Source organism: Streptomyces sp. NBC_00162 (assembly GCF_024611995.1).
GTDB lineage: Bacteria > Actinomycetota > Actinomycetes > Streptomycetales > Streptomycetaceae > Streptomyces.
In genome coordinates, this window is sequence record NZ_CP102509.1 from 1,544,501 (window position 1) to 1,566,122 (window position 21,622).

Here is a 21,622-nt window from a genome sequence, read left to right on the forward strand (position 1 = left end):
CGCATACGTTCCGCTACATGACCTCGACGCGTCGCACTGACCATGACCGCGTACGACAGCAGGCGGACGACCCTGAACCCCGCTGGCCGCTGCGCGGCGACCTTGCGCACGACACCGCAACCTCCCGCACGGGTGTGGTCATAGACGTCCCCGGGGACACCGGCACCACGGTCTACCGCCTGTGTCCCGAGGGCGGCGGCGAGGACGGCTGGAACGCCTCGCTCAACACCCTCGTGCCCGCGGAGGACGCCCCCGTTCCGCTCCCCCGCAGGGCCCCCGGCGGCAGGATGCAGCACGAGCCCGAATACGCCCCGTGGGACGACCCGTTCGGCAGTCCGGACCCCAGTCCCTCCCTGAGGGTCCGCGCCGAGCGCGGCATGGAGCGATTCAGGAAGTCGGCGGGCACGGACGGTGCGGCATGAGCGGGCGGCCCTCCTGGCTCTACGAGGGCGCCCGCGTACTGGACCCCGCCGAAGACCGCGAGGGGATCGTCCAGTTCATCGGCGACTGGGAAGACCCCAAGACCCGCCGCTTCATCCCCGAAGCCGTCTTCCTGCGCCCCGAGGGCGGCGGCGTCGAATGGGTCGTCGCCGACCACCAGGCCCTGCGCCAGGCCGACCCCCGCTGACCCCACCCACGCTCCGCCCGGTGCCTCCAACAGCACCACTAGCCGAGGCGGGACACCCCGCCCGGACCCAATCGAGAGGAGCACGATGCAGAGTGCATTACGGCTCGCGGCCAGGCCTCGGTCTGTGATCATGCAGCCCACCACGAAGTGCCTGCCCATGGACTGCACCTACTGCTACTTGCCGTTCCGCAAGATGAACCACTTGATGCCGGTGACGGTTGCCGAGGCTGTGGCCGCGTCCGTCAACCCGTGGGCAGCTCACGATCCGGCGTTCGAAGTCGTGTGGCACGGTGGAGAGCCGCTGGCCACGGGCCGTGAGCACCTGGCCGCGCTCATGTCCCCTTTCGAGGGCGTGAAGCACAGCATCCAGACGAACGCGGCTCTGGTGGATGACGCCTGGTGCGAGTTCCTGCTGGAGCACGAGGTCCACGTCGGCGTCAGCATCGACGGCCCCGAGGACATGAACACCCACCGCGTCACCCTCGCCGGCCACCCCGGATTCCGCGTCACCATGCGAGGCATCGAGCGCCTGCGCCGCCACGGCATCCCGTTCTCCGCCATCGCGGTCGTCTCCGACCCGGCCCCCGAGAACGCGGCCCGCTTCTACGACTTCTTCGCCGAGCTGGGCGTCACCACCCTCGGCGTCAACGTCGAAGAGGAAGAAGGGGTCAACCGCGGAGCCAAGGAGTCCGACCCCGTGCGCACGACCGAGTTCTGGGCCGCCCTCGCGGACGCCTGGCGGGCCAATCCGGTGATCCGGCTGAGGGAGATCCAGCGGGTGCTCAACTTCGCCGGTGCCGTTCTCGGCAGCCACGACACCGCCCCCACGCCCACCTCTGCACCTTGGGATCCGATGCCCACCGTCGCCTACGACGGCGGGGTGATCATGCTCTCCCCAGAGCTGGCGGGGTTCACCGACGCCCGGTTCGGCGACTTCACCACCGGCAACGTACTCAAGGACGGCCTGGACGTCCTCGTGGCCGAGGCCGAGGAACGCACCCCCTGGATCACCGAGTTCTGGCAGGGCGTCGACGCGTGCCGCGACACCTGCCCCGCCTTCGCCTTCTGCGGGGGTGCCCACGCCGCGAACCGGTACTTCGAGCACGCCGGCCGGTTCGACGGGACCAGGACCCGGTACTGCACCACCGCCAAAATCGCCCTACTCGAAGGAGTCACGCGACATGTCCATTCACACGCCCACTGACGCCGCCACCCTCGTGATGGACTCGGCGGAGGGATTCGAGTCCCTCCTGGAGGCCGCTGGCACCGGCGCCGTCGCCCGCTGGGAGAACTCCTGGACCAACGCCACCTGGAGCAACCAGCCCACCTCCGAAGCCGCGCACGCCAAGCCCGTCGCCGCGTTCGACAACCGCCCGACCTGGGACAACCCCACGGCCACCTTCGACAACCGGCCCACCTGGGACAACTGGAAGAACAAGTAGCAGCCGCCGACATCGGGACGGTCCCGCCGCGCGGGGCCGCCCCGCCCCAACGACAAGGAGCACCATGGCCATCCGAACCTTCGGCCACGCCACGATCACCCTGCCTGAGCTGGACGAGCCCGGCCTCTACCTGAGCAACGTCGACAGCCTCGACAGCTCCCGTGGCACAGTCCAGGACTTCGTGTACGGGGATGCCGATCTCCGATCGCTCGACCTCACGGACACCCAACTCGTCACCGGCCGGCTCTCGGGCATCCGCGCGAAGCGTCTCGAGTTCGAGGCGGTCAACCTCCACGGCGTCGAGATCAGCGACAGCGACCTCGGCACCGCGCGCTGGACCGAGAGCAAGCTGACCCGAGTCCACTTCCGAGACTGCAAGCTGATGGGCGCCGCTCTGGACGGCCTGGTGCTCGACGACGTGCTGTTCGAAAGCTGCAAGCTCGACTTCGCCACGTTCGAGAAGGTCCGCGCCACCGGCCCCGTGGCCTTCATCGGCTGCGTCCTCACAGAGGCCACATTCGCGGACTGCGACCTGTCCGACACCGTGTTCACCGACTGCACGCTCCGGCGCGCCGAATTCGGCACGGGCCGCTATCGCAACACCGACCTGCGCGAGAACGATCTGTCGGCCATCCGAGGGGTCGCGAACCTCGCCAAGGTCCGCATCGACCCCGGCCAGCAGTCCGACCTCGCCGAAGCCCTCGTGAACGAACTCAACATCACCATCGGGGACGACTGACCCTGAAGGGAGGCCCCGTGCCCCTGCACATCGCCTACGGCGACCCATCCGCCCTCCGCGCCCGCTGCGAAATCGCCACCGTCCGGACCACTCGCCCCGAGGAGACCGCCTACGAGCCCGGCGCGATCATCCCCGCCGGGCAGTGGCGCCCCATGACCAAGGTGGACGTCAAGGCCGTCTCAGCCCCTCGCCGGCCCCTGGACAGCACACTCGTGGAGATCGTCCGACCCACGTATCAAGTAGGACTCCTCCTCGAAGACCTCACCGGCCCGCTGGGCGATCCGGACGCGGTGTACCTCGGTCAAGCCCTGGCCAAGCCCGGCATGACCACGACCACCGACAACTACGAGGACGGCCGGCTGATCGGGCTGCACCTCGACAACTGGGACAAGCTCCAGTACACCGACAAGCACACCGGACGCCGCAGACTCTGCCTCAACCTCGGCCCCGGAACCCGGTACATCATCTTCGGCACCATCGACGCCCAAGCGGTCTGCCGAGCCGTCCATCCCAACGACCACGCCGATCGCTTCCCGCACACCCAGGACTACCGCGACTACGTCGCCAGCGGCCGCCCCATCCGCATCATCCGCACACGCCTGGCCCCCGGCGAGGGCTACGTGGCTCCCACCGAATACTTGCTGCACGACGGCTCCACCGAGGCCCAAGACCGGCCCTCGGCAGCCGCGTTTTGGCTCGGGCAGTGGCCCCGCGGCATCCTGCCGTCCCTCACCTGACCCGTCGACGATGCCTCGTCTCCCCCGCCAGGAGTGGGGGCATCGCGGCCTGCACTCCCGCAGGTGTGGCCAACCGCTCGCCAGGGGTCAGCATCTCGCGCCCGGGTCAGAACAGCCCTTGCTCCTCGAACTCCGGCCTCAATATCTCGTCCGGGGGACCAGGCACCTCCAGCTGAAGCGGACCTGCCTGCGACACATCAACACGCTGCGCGGACCCAGGGCAAAGCACGAGGTCCCCGTGCGCCCTCTTGTGGTCGGCCACCCGGCCCCAACCCACCGCTCCCCCGATGGGTATCGCCGCCACCGTCCGGCCGCACGGCCCCGGCCTGTCCCCGGTGCCCAGCACGCTCGGGCACACTACCCGCGGATACGTCGCCATATTGATGATGATCGGCCAACATGGATAGAATCGCTACCTGTTATGAAGGTTTATACGCTCCTTCGCGTTCACTCGATCATTGAGAAATGGCACATACCTACAACTGGGCATGATCCAGGCCTCGCCGGGGGCATAGAGGGTTGACCCGTCTCCACCGAGGTCTACGACTACTCTGTCCGCGCGGCCCAGCAGGGGGCCAGAGGTACGGGGTGACGCCAGCATGCCCGCATGACGCGGCCACCTGCCAGCGGCTCTGACTCAATTCAAAGGGTCGCACTTGCATCGTGCACTGACCAACCTCGCGCCACCAGCGCCTCGGCATATGGCTCGGCGCGCTGCCGAGGGGTAGCGAAGGCCAGCAGATGCGTTGGACGTGTAGCTCCAACGAAGATCAGCTGAGCGGCTCTCTTAACGGTGCTTGTCGCTCGATCCAGGTCTCTTCCACTTGCAAGAAGATTCAGCACCTCGTTCACATCAAACTTCTTGCCCGTCTTGTCCAAGCAGTCAAGAAGCAGAGTGGCACTGTGCGTCTCACCCTTAGCGCGTTGAATCGTGCTCGCAATAGATGGCACCAGATCGGTCTCATCGGAGGTTGGCAGCAAAGTGCGGGGCGACTGACCTCTGGGCACGTACAGAAACACCTCTCCCATACGGTTGAGGTCTGCCTCGGTTACGCTCGTCAACTCGGACAAGACACGCATGAGCTGATCCGTCAGCGACTCCCACAGACCCTCATCGTCCAACTGCGCGGTGAGCATGCTCAGTAGTACGGCACGCGCCTTCCCGCCAGCGGTGACTGCCTCTCGCTCCAGCCGCCCGATTGCTGGGAGATAGCCCTCCGTCATAGGTCGAACCAACCCTCGAACGGCATTCCAGACGTGACTTACGGCACCGTGGCTGTCATCCGATTGCCACTGCGTCTGAGCCGAGCGGGTAGTTCGGATGAGACTGCCCCGAACAGCATCCGCTTGGGCAAGAAGTTCAGGTACGTAGCAAGCAAGGGACTGGGGAAAGTTCGGAGAACTTCCTCGGTGTCGACGCGCGCCAAGCACGCGCGGAGGGCTCTGTTGAAGGAGAGGTGGTGGGACGAGAGTCGCCGCCAGCCTTTCGAAGGCCGGCACGACTTGGGCAACCGTACTTTCGTCATAGGTGAGGAGCACGATGGCCCCCTCAGGCCCTGCCCCGTGGATGCGCTGCCGACGATGCACCGTCAACTCGCTCGCCAGACCTGCTATCCGACTGCCGAACCGTCGGCTGACCGGTAGTTCAGCGGCCATGGGCAGCGGGAACGTACCGGCTTCGGTGCGCCCGGGCTGCCCGTCGTTGAAGATGCGCTGATTCACGTCACCGACGCGCTGCACGACGGTTCCCGTCGACCCGAATACCTTGTCCAGTAGTCGCTCCTGCACCAGGCTGGTGTCCTGCATCTCGTCCAGGAGAACGAACGGAAAGCGCCGCGACGTGGCATCCGCCAAGTCAGGGTTCCGCACCAGGTGCTGCTCGGCGATCGCGAACATGTCCTCGTAGCGGAAGATTCCTCTGCGAGACAGGTCCCGTTTGAGGAGGATGAACTGCTTCCCGCTGGAGGTCTCCTTCGAGAACGGCAGACTACGCGTGGCTACCACGGCGAGGTCGCGGGCTTCACAGACGAAACGGGCGGTGGCTGCGAGCTGCCTGCCGTCCCTCTGGCGATCGAGGGTTCCGAGCAGAGTTCGGAAGCGGGGGTCCCGCTCAAGGAGACGGAGCGCGGCTGCTGCATACGCCTCGTCATCGACTGCCTGGATCTCAACACCCAGGGCCCGCACAGCGGGTAGAGCAAGGAAGGTGTTGGCGAACGATTGGATCGTCCCAATGAAGTGTGGATAGGCCAGAAGTCTTCGGCCGGCGGGGGTTGCGGCAAGTCGTGCAGTGATTTCAGTCTTGGCTGTGTTGGTGTGCGAGAGAACGCATATGCCTCTCGTCCGTGAGCTCCAACCTGCGGCAAGCAGTGCAAGCTTCAGGCCTATGAGGCTGGTTTTCCCCGACCCAGGTGCCGCTTGTAGATCAAGAGAGATCATGCTCTGCAGAAAGTCCCACTGTTCCTCGTGGGGAAGGGTGAGGCCCATCGCGGAAGCCAGCGCCTCAATCCTATCCTTGGCGAAGGCGGCCTGCTCGTAGGGGATCGTCATGGCTCACCGCAAAGGTGGGCAAAGGCGCGACGGAGGTACGCCGGGATGTGTGCCTCTGTGAGTGGCGTGGACTTGAGCAGCCTGGCCGCATGCTGGGCTGCGATGGCCTTGCTCGCATTGCCTTTCTTCAGTGGTCGGTAGATTCGCAGGGCCGCCTCAGGACGATTGACGCCCGCGGCCCGCCATTCTTCGACCTCCTGTGCCGCCTCACCATCGAGCTCTGCAAGCCTTTCAGCATCAGGCCACGACCGCTCCGAAGCTCGGGCAGCACGTACGGCCTGGTGCATCACCCTAGCCATGGTCCATGACGCAGCTGCCAGATCGTACTCGAGGGTCCAGTGGTCGGAAACGAATGTCTTCACATTCCCGTCGTCTCCACGCGTAAGGGCATCAACGTGTGCGGCAATCTGCTCCGCAGTCATGTCTGATACACACGGCAGCTCGCCTCTCATGTCCGTGGGAGTACCATCCGGCAGCAGATCTCTGTCGCGGATGCAGGCCACAGTGACGGGGATCTGCCGACCCTCCCGCTGGAAGATCCGGCTATACCGGAACAGGCCCGTGTGACCGACATTGACGACGCTGACCCCACTCTCGTTGAAGGAGCGGCCGACAGCCTGCGCGAGGGCAGGAAGCAGCAACGCCTCCGCATCGCCTTCCACCACAGCGACGGAGCGGGCAAAGAACAGATTGGCCTTGGTCACGTCAAGGAAGCGAGAAAGGAAAGCATAGTCGCCCGCATCGAGCCGGGTGTGTCCCGGAGCCAGGCTGAACGTGCTGCCACGCGCTACGAGGGTGAGCCATTCGACAGGGACCGCGGAGGCCAGGTTGGGGCTGTGGGTAGTGAGAATGACTTGGACGCCTGCGGCCGCTCCGGCCGTCCCGGCCGCCCGCTCGTACAGAAGGTCCATCACACGAGTCTGCAACTGAGGATGCAGGTGGGCCTCGGGTTCCTCGATGAGCAGCAAAGGCGCGGTCTCGCTGTTCCCCAGCAGTAGCAGCTCGGCAGCCATGAACAGAGCGTTGTTGTAGCCCAGCCCCCGACGGGTCCATTCGCCAGTACCAGCGAAGAGCGTGAGCTCCAGCCGTTCCAACGCCCGAGCGAGCGTGGCATCGCCGGCCACCCCGATCTCGCCCCGGAGGACATCTGAGCCAATCGAGAACTTTTCGAGGTAGTTGGTGTTGATGTCGTCGCGAGCCGCAGCGACGGCAGCATTGCTTGTGATGTGGTGTTCAGCTCGCCGCAGGATGCCCACAAGGGTGTCGGCTGTGTCGGTCTCAGCGTTGAAGTCGTCCTGCTCTTCCTTGAGGATCGCCGGATAGCTGGCCAGGATCTGGGAAAGCCTGGATCCACGTCCCGAGCGAAGCTCTGCCTCCGCATCCCGTAGCGGCCTCAGGTAGGTCGCTTTCAGGAGCTCACGGGCGGCACCGTCCAAAGCGGGTCCCTTGCCGTCCGGTCCGGTCCGCGTGGTGACAGAGACACGATTCGAGCGCTGCGGATCCATGAGTTGCGCTCTGAATGTGACATACAAGGCGCTGCCACTCGCGTCTGTAGTGAGCAGCTCGAGGAAGGTACCCTTCTCCTCCGCGGAAAGCCCTCTGAACCCACAGGTAATCGTGAAGGTGTCCGAGCGGCCCCCGGCCCCGACATGGAAGTCGTCCTTGGTGACGCGGTAGTAGTCCGCTGCAGTTGTGAGGAGGCAGACCCGGATGGCATCCACGATGGCCGTCTTACCGCTGTCGTTCTCTCCCACTAGTACGGTGGTGCCCGGAGCGAAGTCAACGCGAAGCGAGCGGTCCGCGTCGCCGCCCTCCTGCCCAGCCGGGCCGAAGATGCGAAAGTTCTCGGCGCGCAGATGAGCCAGATACACACGTTCCCCCGGGCGGCAAGAGTGCACCCCTGAGGATGCAGGCGTCGGCTACCGCCCCAAGTTCCCCACCCGTACGCGGCTTGAAGCAGATAATACGGCCGCCAACGTCGTCTTTTCGGTGAATTCCAGAGATTCACCCAGGCCCACTGATGCAGTCCCCATCACCGGACCCTCTCAGCGCGGTCGGCGCTTCGGAGGGACCGGACCCGGGATGACATCGAGGTCGAGATGTTCCTTGAACAGGTGAACCAGGTTGGCGCCGTCCAGGAGTTCAAGGCGTCCGTGGTCGTTCGCGAACGCCTCGCTCGCCCGGCCGAACCACGAGGTCGTCACCAGGATGCCCTTGGCTGCCCGCTTGTGCTCCACGACGCCGGCGAGGGCGGAGACCGATTCGAAGGGCACCACCTTGGCAGTGCGTTTGGCCTGAATGATGCACAGGCCTCGCATGACCGGGTCGGTGTTCATCGCCACAGCATCCACACCCTCGTCCTGCGACGGTCGCGTGTTGACACTGTCGAGGCCGATGGCTTCGAACAACTGCCGGACCAAATGCTCGAATTCCGTGGGCGAGAGGTCCATCAGCACGGGACGGCTGTCCAGGCCCGCCACGACGTCCATGCTGTCCATCAGCCGGTACTTGCTCAAGTCGAAGGTGACCAGCGCGCGCACCGGCTCCAGCTGGTACGGATTCGGTGAGATCAGCGATCGCAGCCGCTTCAGGCAGGCCTGCGGATCGACTTGGGTCAGCACCAGTTCGCTGAACTCCTGCCTCCCCGCCTGGAGAGTGATCAGACAGGGGTGCACCTCGCGGCCCGTGGCACGGTCGATGGTCGCCACGTGCCCGTTCAGCGCCACGGACCTCACCACCCCGTCGGTGTCCGCCGCGAACAACTCGTGGACGGTCCTCAGCGCCGTCTGCGCCAGTACGGACGCGTACAGCTCGTGGCGCTCCTTCTCGGGCCTCGGGACAAGCGTGATCTCGTCGCGCGTCTTCACGTACCGGTAGGCGCGGGCCGCCGGGACCACATCTTCCAGCGGCAGGTCGATCTCGACCAGCAGGTCTCCCGTATCTGCCTGGTAGGAGACCTGGTGCGCCTTCGGGAAGCCGTGGGGATACGTGGAGGCGGCCAGGACCTGGTCGATGAACCACTCGACCGCTTCGACGTCGCGCTCCTGGTAGGCGACGCGGCGTGCCTCGATCCCGGCATTCCACTCCTCGATGCGGGCGGCCTCCTGCTGGTTGCGCTCGTCATGGCGGGCCTGCGCCGCATCCAGCTTCCCGACCCGCTTGTGCTCCTCGCGAGCATGGTCACGCAGCGCCTCGTCGAACCGCTTGCGTGCAGCCTCCACCTCCGCGTCGTACGAACGGCGCCCGAAGCCGAGCGCGCCCAACCATCCACGCGGCGGCTCGGGCTCGTACTCTCCCCACCGCGGGAGGGGAACGGGCTTCGTGCGGCTCTTGGACGGCGCGAAGACCGCAGGGACGAAGTGCTGCCTGAGACTGTCGAAGCTCAGGGGCCGGCCCTCCAGCACCGCCGCACGTAACAGTCCCGCCAGCTGCTCGACGTCGTGCTCGGTCACGCTCGTCTTGTCGACGGCCTCCTGGGCACGTGCGGCCTCGTAGGCAACCTTCTCGTCGCGCGCCTTGCGCTTGGCCTCCGTCTCAGCAGCCTTCTGGCGCCGCTCACGTTCCTTGGCCTGCCGCGCCCGCTCGCGCGCGTACTCGTCGCCCCCACCCGCCACCGCCACCCCCAGGTCCCTGCACGCCGGTCCGCTCAGGACTTCCCCCACCCAGGGTCGTGCAATCCGCTTGCCTACCCACTCGATCACTGGAACGCCCGCAAGCGCCCTCTGCGTCCAGGCCGGGCGAGAAGAACTTTGACGGCTACGCTCTGTAGAACCTGCGGCGCCGTGCCCGAGGAGCCCGTCCACGGTTCATTCGGGACCATCGGAAGACATCCCTCGACCTGACGAACCGTCATCAAAGTCAGCATTGGGTCAGCATTGGTCCTGGCAAAGCTGACCCCAGCTGGTCACACCTGGGAAACGTCGAGAGCCCGGAGAGGGCCTCTCGCAGCCCGCGTCGCCCACCCCGGCGGAACGATCTCCGCGCGGGATACGGCCCCTCTCAGGCTGATCTCGACTTGTCGGGCTACTTTGAAAAACCGCAGGTCAACGCACCCGTCCGCGTGCCTTAAGCGGCCCCGGCGGGAGCTGCGGCGCCGGGATCGGAGGGCCGTCGTAACCCTTCACTTCGCCGTACCGGGAGCCTTCCATCCAGTCCTTGCGGGCTTGTACGATCTCCTCGTTGCTCCGGCCGATCCAGTTCCAGAACATGACGATCTCCTCCTCGAACGGCTCGCCGCCCAGGAGCATCAGGCTCGCGTCCGAGGCTGCCCGCAGGGGAGTTCGGTGCGGCCGCAGCCGAGGTAGAGCATCGAGCCCGGGAGGACCGGGACGTCGTCGACGTGGGCCTCGCCCGACATCGACAGGACCGCGTACTCGAAGTCCGGGTCGAGCGGGAGCCGGGTCTCGGTGCCCGCCGCGAGGGAGAGGTCCGCGCCGACGATCGGGCTGTACGCCGTGCCCGGCGAGGTGGCCGTGTCCAGGGTGCCCAGGATGACCGTCGCGGTCAGGCCCGGGGAAGTCACCCGCGGGAGCTCCGCGTGGTGCTGGAAGTGCGGTTCCACATCGCGGTGGGCGTCCGGCAGGGCCACCCACAGCTGGGCGCCGTGCAGGAAGCGGGCGTGCGGGCGCGGGCTCTCCTCGGAGTGGCTGATGCCGCGGCCGGAGGTCATCAGGCCCAGCTCGCGCGGGCGGATCGTGGCGAGGCTGCCCACGCTGTCGCGGTGCAGCACCTCGCCCTCGTGGAGCCAGCTCACGGTCTGGAGGCCCGAGTGGGGGTGGGGGGCGACCTGCATGCCCGGCTCGTCCGCGATGTCGTCCGGGCCGTAGTGGTCGACGAAGCACCAGGCGCCCACCATGCGGCGGCCCAGGTTCGGCAGGAGTCGTCGGACCTCGGTGGACTCCCCGAGCTTGACCGTGCGGGGGCTGAGGAGCTCGCGTACCGGTTCGGCGACGACGAACCCGCGGCCGCCGCAGACGGAGAGTGCGGGCTGGCGATCGAGATTGCTCATGCGGACAACCTAACGGCGGGACGGCGGCCGCGGTCAGTGGAATGTTCCCCCGGCCTTGCGTGTTGGAGGCACCGGACAGAGACACGAGAGCGGGAAAAGCGGAAGGGACGCGATGAGCACGCCGTACTTCGAGCACGGGACGGCAGCCGAGCGCTGGGCACGGGCCCGGCTCTTCTTCGACGCGAAGGAGTACGCGACGGCCGCCCGCATCCTGGACACGCTGGCGGGCGAGGCCCCGGAGCAGCTGGCGCCCCGCCTGCTGCTGGCCCGCGCCTACTACCACTCCGCCCAGCTCTCCCGCGCCGAGCGCGAGCTCCGCGCCATCCTGGAGCGCTGGCCGGTGGAGGACTACGCACAGCTGATGCTCGGTCGCACACTGGAGCGGAGCGGCCGGGCCGCCGAGGCCCGCCCGTACCTGCGGATGGCCGCCGCGATGGCCGGTGAGTTCCCGGAGTAGGGGCCGCTCGGCCCGGCGCATGCGGGGCCCGGGCTCCGGCTCGGATAGCCTGGGTCCCATATGAACCGCCTGACCACGCCTTTCGGCTCCTACGAGCTCACCCGCTTCCCCGAGGACCCGCGCGACCGGCTCCGTGCCTGGGACGCCGCCGACGAGTACCTGCTGCGCCATCTCGACGCCGGTACCGGCGAGCGCGGGCCGGTGGACCTGGCCGGCGCCGGGCAGATCACCGTGCTCGGGGACCGCTGGGGGACGCTGACGACAGCGCTCGCCGCGTACCGGCCGACGCAGATCACCGACTCCTCCCTCACCCGCTCCGCCACCGCGGCGAACCTGGACCGGAACGGGATCGGGACCTCCAAGGCGACGGTCACGCTGCTGACCACCCAGGATCCGCCGCCCGGGAAGATCGACGTACTGCTGGTGCGCGTGCCCAAGAGCCTGGCGCTGCTCGAGGACCAGCTGCACCGGCTGGCCCCGCACGTGCACGCGGGCACCGTGGTCGTCGGCACCGGCATGGTGAAGGAGATCCACACCTCCACCCTGCGGCTCTTCGAGCGGATCCTGGGCCCGACGAAGACCTCGCTCGCCGAGAAGAAGGCGCGGCTGATCTTCTGTACGCCGGGCACCCCCGGCGCCACGCGGCCCACGACCCCCGGGCCGTGGCCGCTGACGTACACGGTGGACGAGGACGCGGGGTCCGCTTCCGGGCTGACCGTCGTCAACCACGCCGGGATCTTCTGCGCCGACCGGCTCGACGTCGGCACCCGCTTCTTCCTGCAGAACCTGCCGACCAACACCGACGGCGCCCGGGTCGTGGACCTCGGCTGCGGCAACGGCGTCGTCGGCGCGGCCGTGCAGGTCCACGACCCGGACGCCGAGGTCGTCTTCACCGACGAGTCCTACCAGGCGGTCGCCTCGGCGCAGGCCACGTACCGGGCGAACGTCCGCGAGGGCCGGCGGACGGCCGAGTTCCTCGTCGGGGACGGGGTCGCGATGCTGCCCCCGGCCTCCGTGGACCTGGTGCTCAGCAACCCTCCGTTCCACTCCCACCAGGCGACCACGGACGCGACGGCGCTACGGATGTTCGCGCAGTCGCGCAAGGTGCTGCGGCCGGGCGGCGAGCTGTGGATCGTCGCCAATCGGCACATGGGCTACCACACCCACCTGCGCCGGCTGTTCGGCAACAGTGAAGTCGTCGCGAGCGAACCGAAGTTCGTGATTCTGCGGGCAGTCAAGGAGGACCGGCCGCGGCCCATGTGACCTGCCGGTATCCCCGCCGGTATCTCCTACACTCTGGCGCGTGACCAACCAGGCAGCCGACGGCGAGGACACGGGCGGCGACGAGGCTACGCGCGGCGGGCGCTACCGCCGGGAGGACGTGGCCCGCGCGGCCGGCGTCAAGGTGCGCAACCTGCGCTACTACCAGGAGCGCGGGCTGCTGCCGCCGCCGCGCCGCGAGGGCCGGATCGCCTGGTACTCCGAGGACCACCTGATCCGGCTGCGGCTGATCAGCGACCTGCTGGGGCGCGGCTACACGGTCAACGGCATCGCCGAACTCCTGCAGGCCTGGGAGGACGGCGGCGGCCTGTCCCGACTGCTGGGCCTGGAACGGGAGATGACCCGGGACTGGGTGCGGGAGGAGCCGGTGACGATGACCCGGGCCGAGCTGCGGGAGCTGTTCGGCCCCACGGCCACCGCCCAGGACACCCGGCGGGCGGCCGAGCTGGGGTACGTCACGGTCGACGGGGACCTGGTCACCCACCCGAGCCCCCGGCTGCTGGACGCGACTCTGGCACTGGTGCGCCAGGGCGTGCCCCTTGCGGAGATCCTGGACGCCGGGGAGTTCGTACAGGCGCAGGCGGCCGCCCTCGCGGACCGGTTCGTCGGACTGTTCCGGCGGCATGTGATCGGCCCGGAGGGGCTGGAGCAGCTTTCGGCCACCCAGCTCCAGCACATCACGGCGGCGGTGACGGCCCTGAGGCCGGTGGCCGGGGACGTGGTGGCCACGGAGTTCGCGCGGGCGATGGCGCGCCGGGTGGATGCGGAGGTCTCCGAACTGCTGCGTACGGAGCAGTAGGAGTCGGCCGAAAAGGTGCGCTCGCACAACCTTGCCAACCGTCATTGGCACTCTTACATTCAACTCGTCGGTAACAACGGCGCACAGCCGAAATAAGGGACGATCTCATGACGGATTCCCCGCACTTATCCGACCCATCCGACCCATCCGACTCAGCCGGCTCATCCAGTTCAGCCGACTCAGGCGGCTCATTCGACTCATCCGGTGACGACAGCGGCTCCGGCCGTGTCCGCTGGCGGCGGTTCGCCGTCCTGACCGTACCCGCCGTGGCCGTGACCGCCGGCCTCGGCATCGCCCTCGCGCAGGGCGCGCTCGCCGCCTCCTTCGCCGTGTCGGGGCAGCAGTTCAAGGTGTCGGCGAAGAGCCTGGAGGGCGAGGGCTTCGTCCAGTACGGCAGCGTCGACGTCAACGCCCGCGAGGAGCTCATCCCGGTGGCCGTCACCGCCATCCGGGAGGCGAAGCTCAACAGCCTGTGCCAGTCGGTGGTCACCTCCCTCCCGGTGATCGGTGACATCTCGCTCAACCTGACGGCCGGCCAGAAGAGGCCCGTCGAGGCGAGCAACCTGTTCGTGGACGCGACACAGCTCTCCGGTGACGCGGTCTTCACCAACATCGAGATCGGGCGCGACGCCTCCACCCTCGACAAGGGCCCGGCCGACGCCCAGGGGATGCAGGACCTGTTCGCGCAGCAGGCCGACACGGTCAGCATCACCGATCTCCGGCAGACGGCGTGGGCGACCAACGCCGGCACCTTCAAGCTCTCCGGGCTGAGCATGGACATCAGCAAGGGCAAGAAGGAATGCTTCTGAGCCGACGGCGGTGGCGGCGGTGGCGGCGCGGCAGACCGTTCTGGGGCGGACTGTTCACGATCCTGGCCGGGGCGTGGATCTGCGTCCTGCCGCTGGCGCCGCTGAAGATCATGCTCCAGCAGGGGGTGGCGGGGATCCCGTCCGTCCTGATGGGCATCGTGATGATCGTGCTCGGCCTCACCGCCTGGTTCTCTCCCGCCCAGCGCGGTCTTGCGGGCGTCCTCACCACCCTGATCGCCACCGCGGCCCTGGTCCTGTCGAACCTCGGCGGGTTCCTGATCGGCACCTTGCTCGGCATTCTCGGCGGCGGCCTGATGTTCGCCTGGCAGCCGTACGCCGCCGCCCGCTCCGCCGCTCCTTCCACCGCACGTTCCGCCGCCCCGTCCCCCACGACATCCCCCATGGAATCCCCCACGACACCCCCGCACCACGATCCCCAAGGAGCACAGCCATGAGCCGTACGCGCACCGCGCTCGCCCTTGGAATGGCCGCCGCCGGAGCCCTCTCGCTGGCCTCGGTCACCGCCTCCGCCGCGCCGTTACCCGTGGCCGGGTCGACGACCGTCACCCCGGCCGGGCACGCTTTCAAGGCCACCCTCAGCGGGAAGGCCACCCTCAAGGCCGGTTCGGTGACGGTGACCTGCACGGTCTCCGTCGCCACCGGTACGGTGCCGGCCGCCCCCGGCAACCAGAACGCGGCCGGGCCGGTCTCCGCCCCGATCTCGGCGCCGACGTACAGCTCCTGCACCTCCAGCATGTGGGGCGTGACCCCGACGGTCACCACCAGCGGCGCCTGGACGGTGTCGATGCAGGACGGTTCCCCGATCACCGCGACCATGACCGTGCCGGTCGGCGGCCTCGTGGTCAAGACGACCGGGCTCGCCTCCTGTACCGTCACCGCCGCGCCCACGGCCGCGGCCGATGTCGGCGGCAGCTGGGCCAACGGCGCCCCGCCCAGCCTGACCTTCACCAACGCCTCCGTGCCGGTCAAGGTCACCGGCGGGTTCGGCTGCCCGACGAGCGCGACCTCGTCCACCTTCAACGCGGTCTACCTCGTCACCGACTCGACCGACCCGGCGCAGCAGATCACCGTCGGCCCCTGACCCCACGTGCGACAGGGCCCGCCGCCCCGGAGATCGTCCGGAGCGGCGGGCCCCTGTCGTGCCACGGCCTCAGCGGTGTGCCGGGAACTCCACCACCTGCTGGTACGTCGGCCTGTTCTGCCAGTTGATCTGCGGGTGGGACAGCCCGCCGACCGGGCGCTGGACGATCGAGTCAGCGCACCACTGGTTGCCCGCCGCGCAGGTCCCGTCTGCCGGGTACACCGCCGCCGGGGTGGCCGCTGCCGCCTGCCTGAGCGTGGCGGTCATGGCCTCGCGGCATGCGGCGAGCGAGCCGCCGCCGCAGTACACCTGGGACGGCGGATCGGCCACCGGCCGGCCGAGGACCATCCGCAGGTCCTCGTCCGCGTAGCTCCACCAGCCGTACTGGAAGGCCGACCCGGCGTGCGAACCGGTCGGCCCGTGACCCGCGTTGGGCGCCTCGTCGACGGTGAGCGAGGCACGCAGGGCGTCGTACAGCGGGGCGCCGAGGCCCGGTTTGAACTCGGCCTCGATCAGCAGCGGCCACCAGGCGTCCATGATCCGGATCGCGTCGGCGTGCGCGTACGTCTTCGAACCCTGGGCGGTCTCCTTGCGCTTGGTACCGCTCGCCTGCCACGCGGCCAGCTTGTCGACGGCCGTGGCGACCGCCGGGTCGGCGATCGGGCCGCTGCGCAGGACGGCCAGGAGTTCGGGCAGCAGGTTCTCGGCGCGCAGGTCGGTGACGGCGGCTTCGGCCATCGCCTGCGTGAGCGTGGCGCGGGTGACCCCGCCGGCCGTGACGAGCTGCTTGACCCGGCGGTCGAGGAGGTCGCCGCGGTGGACGGCGCCCATGCCGAAGCCGGCCGCGCTGTAGTCCTTGGCCTGCTTGTTGTTCCAACTGATGTAGTAGTCCTGTCCGATGGACTGCGGGTGCTCGGCGGGCGGGGTGTAGACGGCGGTGTTCGCGGCCGGGTCGAAGCCCTGCCACTCGTACTGCTGCCGGGCGTGCACGGGCAGGGCCGCGTCCACGCCCGCCGGACGCACGGGGTTCAACCCGCTGTTGTAGTAGGCGGCTTCGCGCGAGTCGGCGTAGAACCAGTTGAAGGCGTAGCCGATGTGCTGGGCCGCCTGCTGGAAGGTGCGGGCGTCCTTGACATACGAGGGGTCGTTGAGCATCTGGAAGCCGATGATCGAGTCGGCCTCGTGACGGTAGGTGGAGCGCAGCGCGGTGTAGGCGACGGGCTTTCCGGCGACCGTGGCGCGGTGGGTCACGATGCCGTAGTGCGTGCGCCAGACCTGCATCCGGTAGGAGCCGTCGGGGGTGGGGTCGGCGACCGACTTCTTCCAGGCGTTGGTGTGTTCCAGCTTCTCCATGGGGGTGCAGGTGCCGCGGTAGAGGTACGAGGTGCTCGCCTTGGTCGGTGTCCCGCCGCCGGGCTCGCACAGCTCGGCGGCGAAGGTGTCGGTGATGTCCTGGCCGGCGGAGGTGGCGCTCCAGGCGTAGTCCTGGCCGCGGCCCAGCTGCACGTACATGCTGACACCCGCGAACGAGGCGCCGCGGGCGCTGATGCCGGGGCCCTGGAGCTCCTGGAGCATGAGGAGCTGGGGCGCGAGGTAGCCGGTCTGCGGCCCGAAGACGGCTACGGGGTGGCCGCTCGCGGTGCGGGCGCCGGAGACGAGCAGGGCGTTGGACATGCTCTGCTTGACGGGTTTGGGCGGGCTCGCGGCCTCCTTGGCGGTCGCCGCGCCCGTACGGTCGTACACGAGCTGTTCGGCAACCACGGATCCGGCGTCGGGGAGGGCGGTGCCCTGCGGGTTCGCGGGCTTCTGTGCGTACGGGAAGCTCGTGCCGTCGTGGACGGTGAGCACGGCCTCGGCGTCGTTGCGCTGGCGGAAGGACTCCCAGACCCTGGTCCCCTCCTCCAGGCCGTACTTCTGCTGCGCGGACAGCAAGGACAGCGCGGCCTGGACCTCGCCACCGCCTCCGCCGCCGAACAGGCCGCCGACGACGGAGGCGAGGGCGATCAGGTCGGTGATCTTGAAGGGCTGGATCTCGCCGGCGTTGGTGATCGAGTCGATGTGGCCGGTGAGGACGTACTCGCCGGGGAAGTACCGGCCGCTCTTGGACTGCGTGCGGTAGAGGTTGATGCCGTCGACGTAGGCCTGCGCGTCCTCCATCGCGAGCCGTCCGCGCTCGCCCTCGGTGGTGCGGATCCGGTCCACCTGAGCCTGTAAGTCGGCCTCGGTGTACGGGGCCTGCGGCCAGAACTGCTGCTCCAGGCCCTGGTTGGCGAGGGCGCCGCCCGCGAAGGGGGTCAGGTCGCCGCGTCCCACGTGCCGGAAGAGGTCCATCTGCCAGAGCCGGTCCTGGGCGGCGGCGTAGCCCGCGCCGAAGGAAGTCCCGTAGCGAGTGGTGCCCTTGATGTGAGGGACGCCGGTCTTCTTGTCGCGGGTGATGGTGACGTCGGAGCGCGGGCTGGCGGTGGATTCGACCTGGTCGGCGGGCACGCCGAAGGCCGCGTTGTTGAAGAAGTCGCTGACCTTGGCGTCGGTCAGACCCGGATACCCGGCCACCAGGGAGTCGTAGCGTGCCAGTTGGTCCGAGGTGTGGGCGGGCATCGTGCCGAACGCCTTGTGCAGCAGGATCTGCGCGAGCGTGGCGTTGCCGTTCTGGCCCGGCGGCAGGACGTCCGAGCACTGGCCGCCGCAGTAGTCGGCGATCGGGAGCGGCACCGGGTCGGCGGCGCCCGCGGCAGCGGCGGCGGGCGGTGTCAGCAGGGTCGCGCCGAGGGCGATCAGTGCGGCGGCGAGGGCAGTTCTCAGGCGAGCGGTGGGGCGTCGCATACGTGCTCCTCCGTGGGGGGCAGGAACCGGTCACGGGGGAGGGTACTGGCGGATCTACCGCTCAGTAAGATGAACGACCGTCACTTTTTGCGGAGGCGCAGGGCATTCGAAATTGCGTTGCCTGGCGGCGGGGGCTGAGGGAGGCTCCCTGGCATGTCACAGAGCACCGAGCATCAACAGCCCGCCGTCCGAACCCACCGGGACGTCTCCGGCCTCTTCTCCGGCGGCTGCCTCACCTCGATCCCGCGCAAGGCGGCCCGGCGCGAGCAGTTGCTCGTACACCTCACGGAGACCCTCTTCACGGCGGACCGGGCGTACACCGAGCCCGAGGTGAACGACGCGCTGCGCACGGTGCACGAGGACTGCTCGGCACTGCGGCGCTATCTGATCACCTCGGGCCATCTCACCCGGACCCGGGACGGCAGCAGCTACCGGCGGGCGACGACCACCCGGTAGTGGGTCGTCAGCCGGCCGTCGTCACCGATGACGTGGAAGGCAACGGCCGGCGGCTCGTCGAGGTGGACGTGTTCGGAGGTCCCGGTCGGCGCCTCCCACGGGAGCCGGACGGTGGAGACCACTCCGGGCGCGACCAGCAGCGGCCTGCCCGCGAAGGTGGTGGCCGCCGCGGTGTGGGCGTGCCCGCACAGGAACGCGGTCAGGTGCGGGTGCCGCTCGACGAGAGCGGCGAGACGCTCCTCGCCGAACTGGCGGATCTTGTCCACGTAGGGAACGTGCAGCGGGACCGGCGGGTGGTGGAAGGCGACCAGGACCGGGGTCTCGCGCGGGGTGTCGGCGAGGACTCCGTCCAGCCAGGCCAGCGTGGACTCCTCCAGGAGGCCGTGGTCTTCACCGGGGACGGACGAGTCGCACACCGCGAGCACGAATCCCTCCCCGCGCAGCACCTGGTCGACGGGCTCCGCGGACGGGGTCTCCTCCCCCAGCAGCCCCTGCCGGAAGGCGACCCGCTCGTCGTGGTTGCCGGGACAGACGACCACCGGGTGCCGCGAGCGCAGCAGCTTGGCCGCCTCCTCGTACTCGTCGGCGGCGGCGTGGTCGGCTATGTCCCCGCTCACCAGCACGGCGTCCAGGTCGTGGGGCAGGGCGTCGAGGTAGTTCATGACGGCGCGGGTACGGTCGGCCGCCCGCGGGCCGCCGTCGAGATGGATGTCGCTGAGGTGGGCGATCACGATCACCGGCGGTTGCTCCTTCATCTGGATGAGTCTTTGATCGGTCTTTGACGGCGTGCGCACGCCCTTGGCCGCCCTTGGCCGCCCTTGGCCGCCGACGTGCGCGCCGTTCCTGCTAGCCCCGGTACGTCTCCAGCAGCCTGAGCCAGATCTCGCTGATCGTCGGGAAGGCCGGGACCGCGTGCCACAGCCGCTCGACCGGGACCTCCCCCGCGACGGCGACGGTGGCCGCGTGCAGCAGCTCGGCGGCGCCCGGGCCGACGAAGGTGGCCCCCAGCAGGATCCCGCGGTCCAGGTCGACGACCATCCGGGCCCGGCCGCGGTAGCCGTCGGCGTAGAGTCCGGCGCCCGACACCTTGGACATGTCGTAGTCGACGGCGCGCACCCGGTGGCCCGCCCGTTCTGCCTCGGCCAGGCTCAGGCCGACCGCGGCGGCCTCCGGATCGGTGAAGACCACCTGCGGGACGGCCCGCGTGTCGGCGGTCGCCGCGTGCGCGCCCCAGGGTCCGGTGTCGAGCGGGGCTCCGCCGGCGGCGCGCGCGGCGATGGCGGCTCCCGCGATCCGGGCCTGGTACTTGCCCTGGTGGGTCAGGAGCGCGCGGTGGTTGACGTCCCCGACGGCGTACAGCCAGTCGTGCCCGGGCACCAGGCAGCTGTCGTCGACGCCGATCCACTGCCCCGCGGGCAGCCCGACGGTGTCCAGCCCGATGTCCTCGGTCCGCGGCGCGCGGCCGGTCGCCACCAGCAGCTCGTCGCCCTCGAGGATCTCGCCGCCCTCCAGCACCACCGTGACCGGGCCGGTGGATCCGTCGCGTACGACGGCCTCGACGGCCACGCCCGTACGGACCACCGCGCCCGCCTCGCGCAGCGCCTCGGCGACCAGCTCGCCCGCGAAGGGCTCCATCCGCGGCAACAGCCCCGAGCCGCGGACGAGTACGGTGACCTGCGATCCGAGGCCCTGCCATGCCGTGGCCATCTCCGCGGCCACCACCGAGCCGCCCACGATCAGCAGCCGGCCCGGCGCCGCCTGGGCAGAGGTCGCCTCCCGGCTGGTCCAGGGACCGGCCCCGGCCATCCCCGGCACGTCGGGGATCACGGCCCGGGTACCGGTGGCGACCACCACCGCGTGGCGGGCGGACAGCACGTGGTGCTGGCCCTCGGGGCTGGTGACGGCGACCTTCCGGACCCCGTACAGCCGGCCGTGGCCCCGGTACACATGGGCGCCGACCGAGTCGAGCCAGTCGATCTGGCCCTCGTCCTTCCAGTTCCCGGTCCAGTAGTCGCGGTGCGCGAACACCGCCGCCGTGTCCAGCGGTCCTTCGGCGGCGCCCGCCAGGCCCGGCACCCGGCGGGCATCGGCCCGGGCCAGCACCGGGCGCAGCAGCGCCTTGCTCGGGACGCATGCCCAGTACGAGCACTCTCCGCCCACGAGCTCGCTCTCGACCAACGCGGTGCTCAGCCCGGCGGCGCGGGTCCGGTCGGCGACGTTCTCGCCGGCCGGTCCCCCGCCGAGCACCACTACGTCGTACTCCACGGCCTCAGTCATACGGGTCAGTGTCACCGCCCGGCGGGGGCGGCGTCACGCACTCAGGCCTCCGGCGTGCCGCCGTCCTGCGCGCGCTTCTGGTCCGCGGCGATCTTCGCGCGCACCTCGTCCATGTCGAGGGCGCGGGCCTGCCCGATGAGGTCCGTCAGTGCGGCCTCCGGCAGGGCGCCGGGCTGGGAGAAGATGGCCACCTGGTCCCGGACGATCATCAGGGTCGGGATCGAGGTGATCTGGAACGCTCCGGCCAGCTCCTGCTGTGCCTCGGTGTCCACCTTGGCGAAGACCAGGTCGGGGTGGGCCTCCGAGGCCTTCTCGTAGACCGGGGCGAACTGCAGGCACGGCCGGCACCAGCCCGCCCAGAAGTCGATCAGCACGAACGGGTTCTCGCTGACCGTCTGGTCGAAGTTTTCCTTGGTGAGCTCGACTGTAGCCACGGTGTCCTGACCTCCTGATTGAGCGTTCTGCTCCTTGAACGAACGACCTGTCCGCATCATTCCGCCCGCGATCATCGCGCCCG

Annotated in this window: 20 protein-coding genes and 1 pseudogene; 13 read left to right on the plus strand and 8 right to left on the minus strand. The window is 69.1% G+C overall.

What is annotated here, in order from left to right; translation table 11 throughout:
- Positions 1 to 17: 17 nt before the first annotated feature.
- The 6 genes from JIW86_RS07900 to JIW86_RS07925 all read left to right on the plus strand — a co-directional run bounded on the left by JIW86_RS07900 (position 18) and on the right by JIW86_RS07925 (position 3,546).
- A complete protein-coding gene (locus tag JIW86_RS07900; protein ID WP_257553133.1) occupies positions 18 to 422 on the plus strand; it encodes a hypothetical protein in 405 nt (134 codons plus the stop codon).
- Entirely contained in the window at positions 419 to 628 is a 210-nt protein-coding gene (locus tag JIW86_RS07905; RefSeq protein WP_053173540.1) for a hypothetical protein, read from the plus strand. The genes JIW86_RS07900 and JIW86_RS07905 overlap by 4 nt, the downstream gene beginning before the upstream one ends.
- Before the next feature lie 130 nt (positions 629 to 758).
- Entirely contained in the window at positions 759 to 1,832 is a 1,074-nt protein-coding gene (amcB, locus tag JIW86_RS07910) for a cyclophane-forming radical SAM peptide maturase AmcB (RefSeq protein ID WP_257553134.1), read from the plus strand.
- On the plus strand, positions 1,810 to 2,070 hold the full coding sequence (gene amcA, locus JIW86_RS07915; RefSeq protein ID WP_257553135.1) for a multiple cyclophane-containing RiPP AmcA: 261 nt from the start codon (positions 1,810 to 1,812) through the stop codon (positions 2,068 to 2,070). The genes amcB and amcA overlap by 23 nt, the downstream gene beginning before the upstream one ends.
- Before the next feature lie 64 nt (positions 2,071 to 2,134).
- Entirely contained in the window at positions 2,135 to 2,809 is a 675-nt protein-coding gene (locus JIW86_RS07920) for a pentapeptide repeat-containing protein (RefSeq protein WP_257553136.1), read from the plus strand.
- Between the two features lie 17 nt (positions 2,810 to 2,826).
- Positions 2,827 to 3,546, plus strand: a complete 720-nt coding sequence (locus JIW86_RS07925) for a hypothetical protein (protein ID WP_257553137.1) — start codon at positions 2,827 to 2,829, stop codon at positions 3,544 to 3,546.
- 642 nt (positions 3,547 to 4,188) lie between these two features.
- Here the strand turns inward: JIW86_RS07925 and JIW86_RS07930 are convergent.
- From JIW86_RS07930 to JIW86_RS07945, 4 genes and pseudogenes are all read right to left on the minus strand, one after another.
- Complete coding sequence (locus JIW86_RS07930; protein WP_257553138.1) at positions 4,189 to 6,093, minus strand: UvrD-helicase domain-containing protein; 1,905 nt, start codon at positions 6,091 to 6,093, stop codon at positions 4,189 to 4,191.
- Positions 6,090 to 7,964: an ATP-dependent nuclease gene (locus JIW86_RS07935; protein ID WP_257553139.1), complete on the minus strand. Its 1,875-nt coding sequence runs from the start codon at positions 7,962 to 7,964 to the stop codon at positions 6,090 to 6,092. The genes JIW86_RS07930 and JIW86_RS07935 overlap by 4 nt, the downstream gene beginning before the upstream one ends.
- 174 nt (positions 7,965 to 8,138) lie before the next feature.
- A complete protein-coding gene (locus JIW86_RS07940) occupies positions 8,139 to 9,896 on the minus strand; it encodes a restriction endonuclease (RefSeq protein ID WP_257553140.1) in 1,758 nt (585 codons plus the stop codon).
- Between the two features lie 240 nt (positions 9,897 to 10,136).
- Positions 10,137 to 11,101, minus strand: a pseudogene (locus JIW86_RS07945) (pirin family protein).
- A gap of 112 nt (positions 11,102 to 11,213) precedes the next feature.
- Between JIW86_RS07945 and JIW86_RS07950 the strand changes: the two are divergent.
- The 6 genes from JIW86_RS07950 (at position 11,214) to JIW86_RS07975 (ending at position 15,549) form a co-directional block, all read left to right on the plus strand.
- Positions 11,214 to 11,558, plus strand: coding sequence for a tetratricopeptide repeat protein (locus JIW86_RS07950; protein WP_215140118.1), 345 nt, complete (start codon positions 11,214 to 11,216; stop codon positions 11,556 to 11,558).
- Positions 11,559 to 11,627: 69 nt separating this feature from the next.
- On the plus strand, positions 11,628 to 12,821 hold the full coding sequence (locus JIW86_RS07955) for a methyltransferase (RefSeq protein WP_257559248.1): 1,194 nt from the start codon (positions 11,628 to 11,630) through the stop codon (positions 12,819 to 12,821).
- A 40-nt stretch (positions 12,822 to 12,861) separates the two neighbouring features.
- A complete protein-coding gene (locus JIW86_RS07960) occupies positions 12,862 to 13,638 on the plus strand; it encodes a MerR family transcriptional regulator (protein WP_257553141.1) in 777 nt (258 codons plus the stop codon).
- Between the two features lie 251 nt (positions 13,639 to 13,889).
- Entirely contained in the window at positions 13,890 to 14,447 is a 558-nt protein-coding gene (locus JIW86_RS07965) for a DUF6230 family protein (RefSeq protein ID WP_406368409.1), read from the plus strand.
- The gene (locus JIW86_RS07970; RefSeq protein WP_257553143.1) at positions 14,438 to 14,902 is read left to right on the plus strand and encodes a DUF6114 domain-containing protein; all 465 of its coding nucleotides are present in this window, start codon (positions 14,438 to 14,440) and stop codon (positions 14,900 to 14,902) included. Before JIW86_RS07965 ends, JIW86_RS07970 begins: the two co-directional genes overlap by 10 nt.
- Positions 14,899 to 15,549 (plus strand): hypothetical protein, encoded by a 651-nt coding sequence (locus JIW86_RS07975; RefSeq protein ID WP_257553144.1) that lies wholly within the window; start codon positions 14,899 to 14,901, stop codon positions 15,547 to 15,549. The genes JIW86_RS07970 and JIW86_RS07975 overlap by 4 nt, the downstream gene beginning before the upstream one ends.
- Positions 15,550 to 15,618: 69 nt before the next feature.
- Here the strand turns inward: JIW86_RS07975 and JIW86_RS07980 are convergent, their stop codons facing one another.
- Positions 15,619 to 18,372, minus strand: coding sequence for a penicillin acylase family protein (locus JIW86_RS07980; protein ID WP_257553145.1), 2,754 nt, complete (start codon positions 18,370 to 18,372; stop codon positions 15,619 to 15,621).
- A 153-nt stretch (positions 18,373 to 18,525) separates the two neighbouring features.
- On the opposite strand from JIW86_RS07980, the gene JIW86_RS07985 reads away from it, so the two are divergent.
- Positions 18,526 to 18,828, plus strand: a complete 303-nt coding sequence (locus tag JIW86_RS07985) for a DUF2087 domain-containing protein (RefSeq protein WP_257553146.1) — start codon at positions 18,526 to 18,528, stop codon at positions 18,826 to 18,828.
- Here the strand turns inward: JIW86_RS07985 and JIW86_RS07990 are convergent.
- The 3 genes from JIW86_RS07990 to JIW86_RS08000 all read right to left on the minus strand — a co-directional run bounded on the left by JIW86_RS07990 (position 18,801) and on the right by JIW86_RS08000 (position 21,539).
- Entirely contained in the window at positions 18,801 to 19,583 is a 783-nt protein-coding gene (locus tag JIW86_RS07990) for a metallophosphoesterase (protein ID WP_257553147.1), read from the minus strand. The two genes, JIW86_RS07985 and JIW86_RS07990, sit on opposite strands and share 28 nt — an antisense overlap.
- Positions 19,584 to 19,674: 91 nt before the next feature.
- Positions 19,675 to 21,105, minus strand: a complete 1,431-nt coding sequence (locus JIW86_RS07995; RefSeq protein WP_257553148.1) for a dihydrolipoyl dehydrogenase family protein — start codon at positions 21,103 to 21,105, stop codon at positions 19,675 to 19,677.
- Positions 21,106 to 21,146: 41 nt separating this feature from the next.
- Positions 21,147 to 21,539 carry a thioredoxin family protein gene (locus tag JIW86_RS08000; protein ID WP_257553149.1) on the minus strand — a complete coding sequence of 131 codons (393 nt, stop codon included), beginning with the start codon at positions 21,537 to 21,539 and terminating at the stop codon, positions 21,147 to 21,149.
- Positions 21,540 to 21,622: the final 83 nt, after the last annotated feature.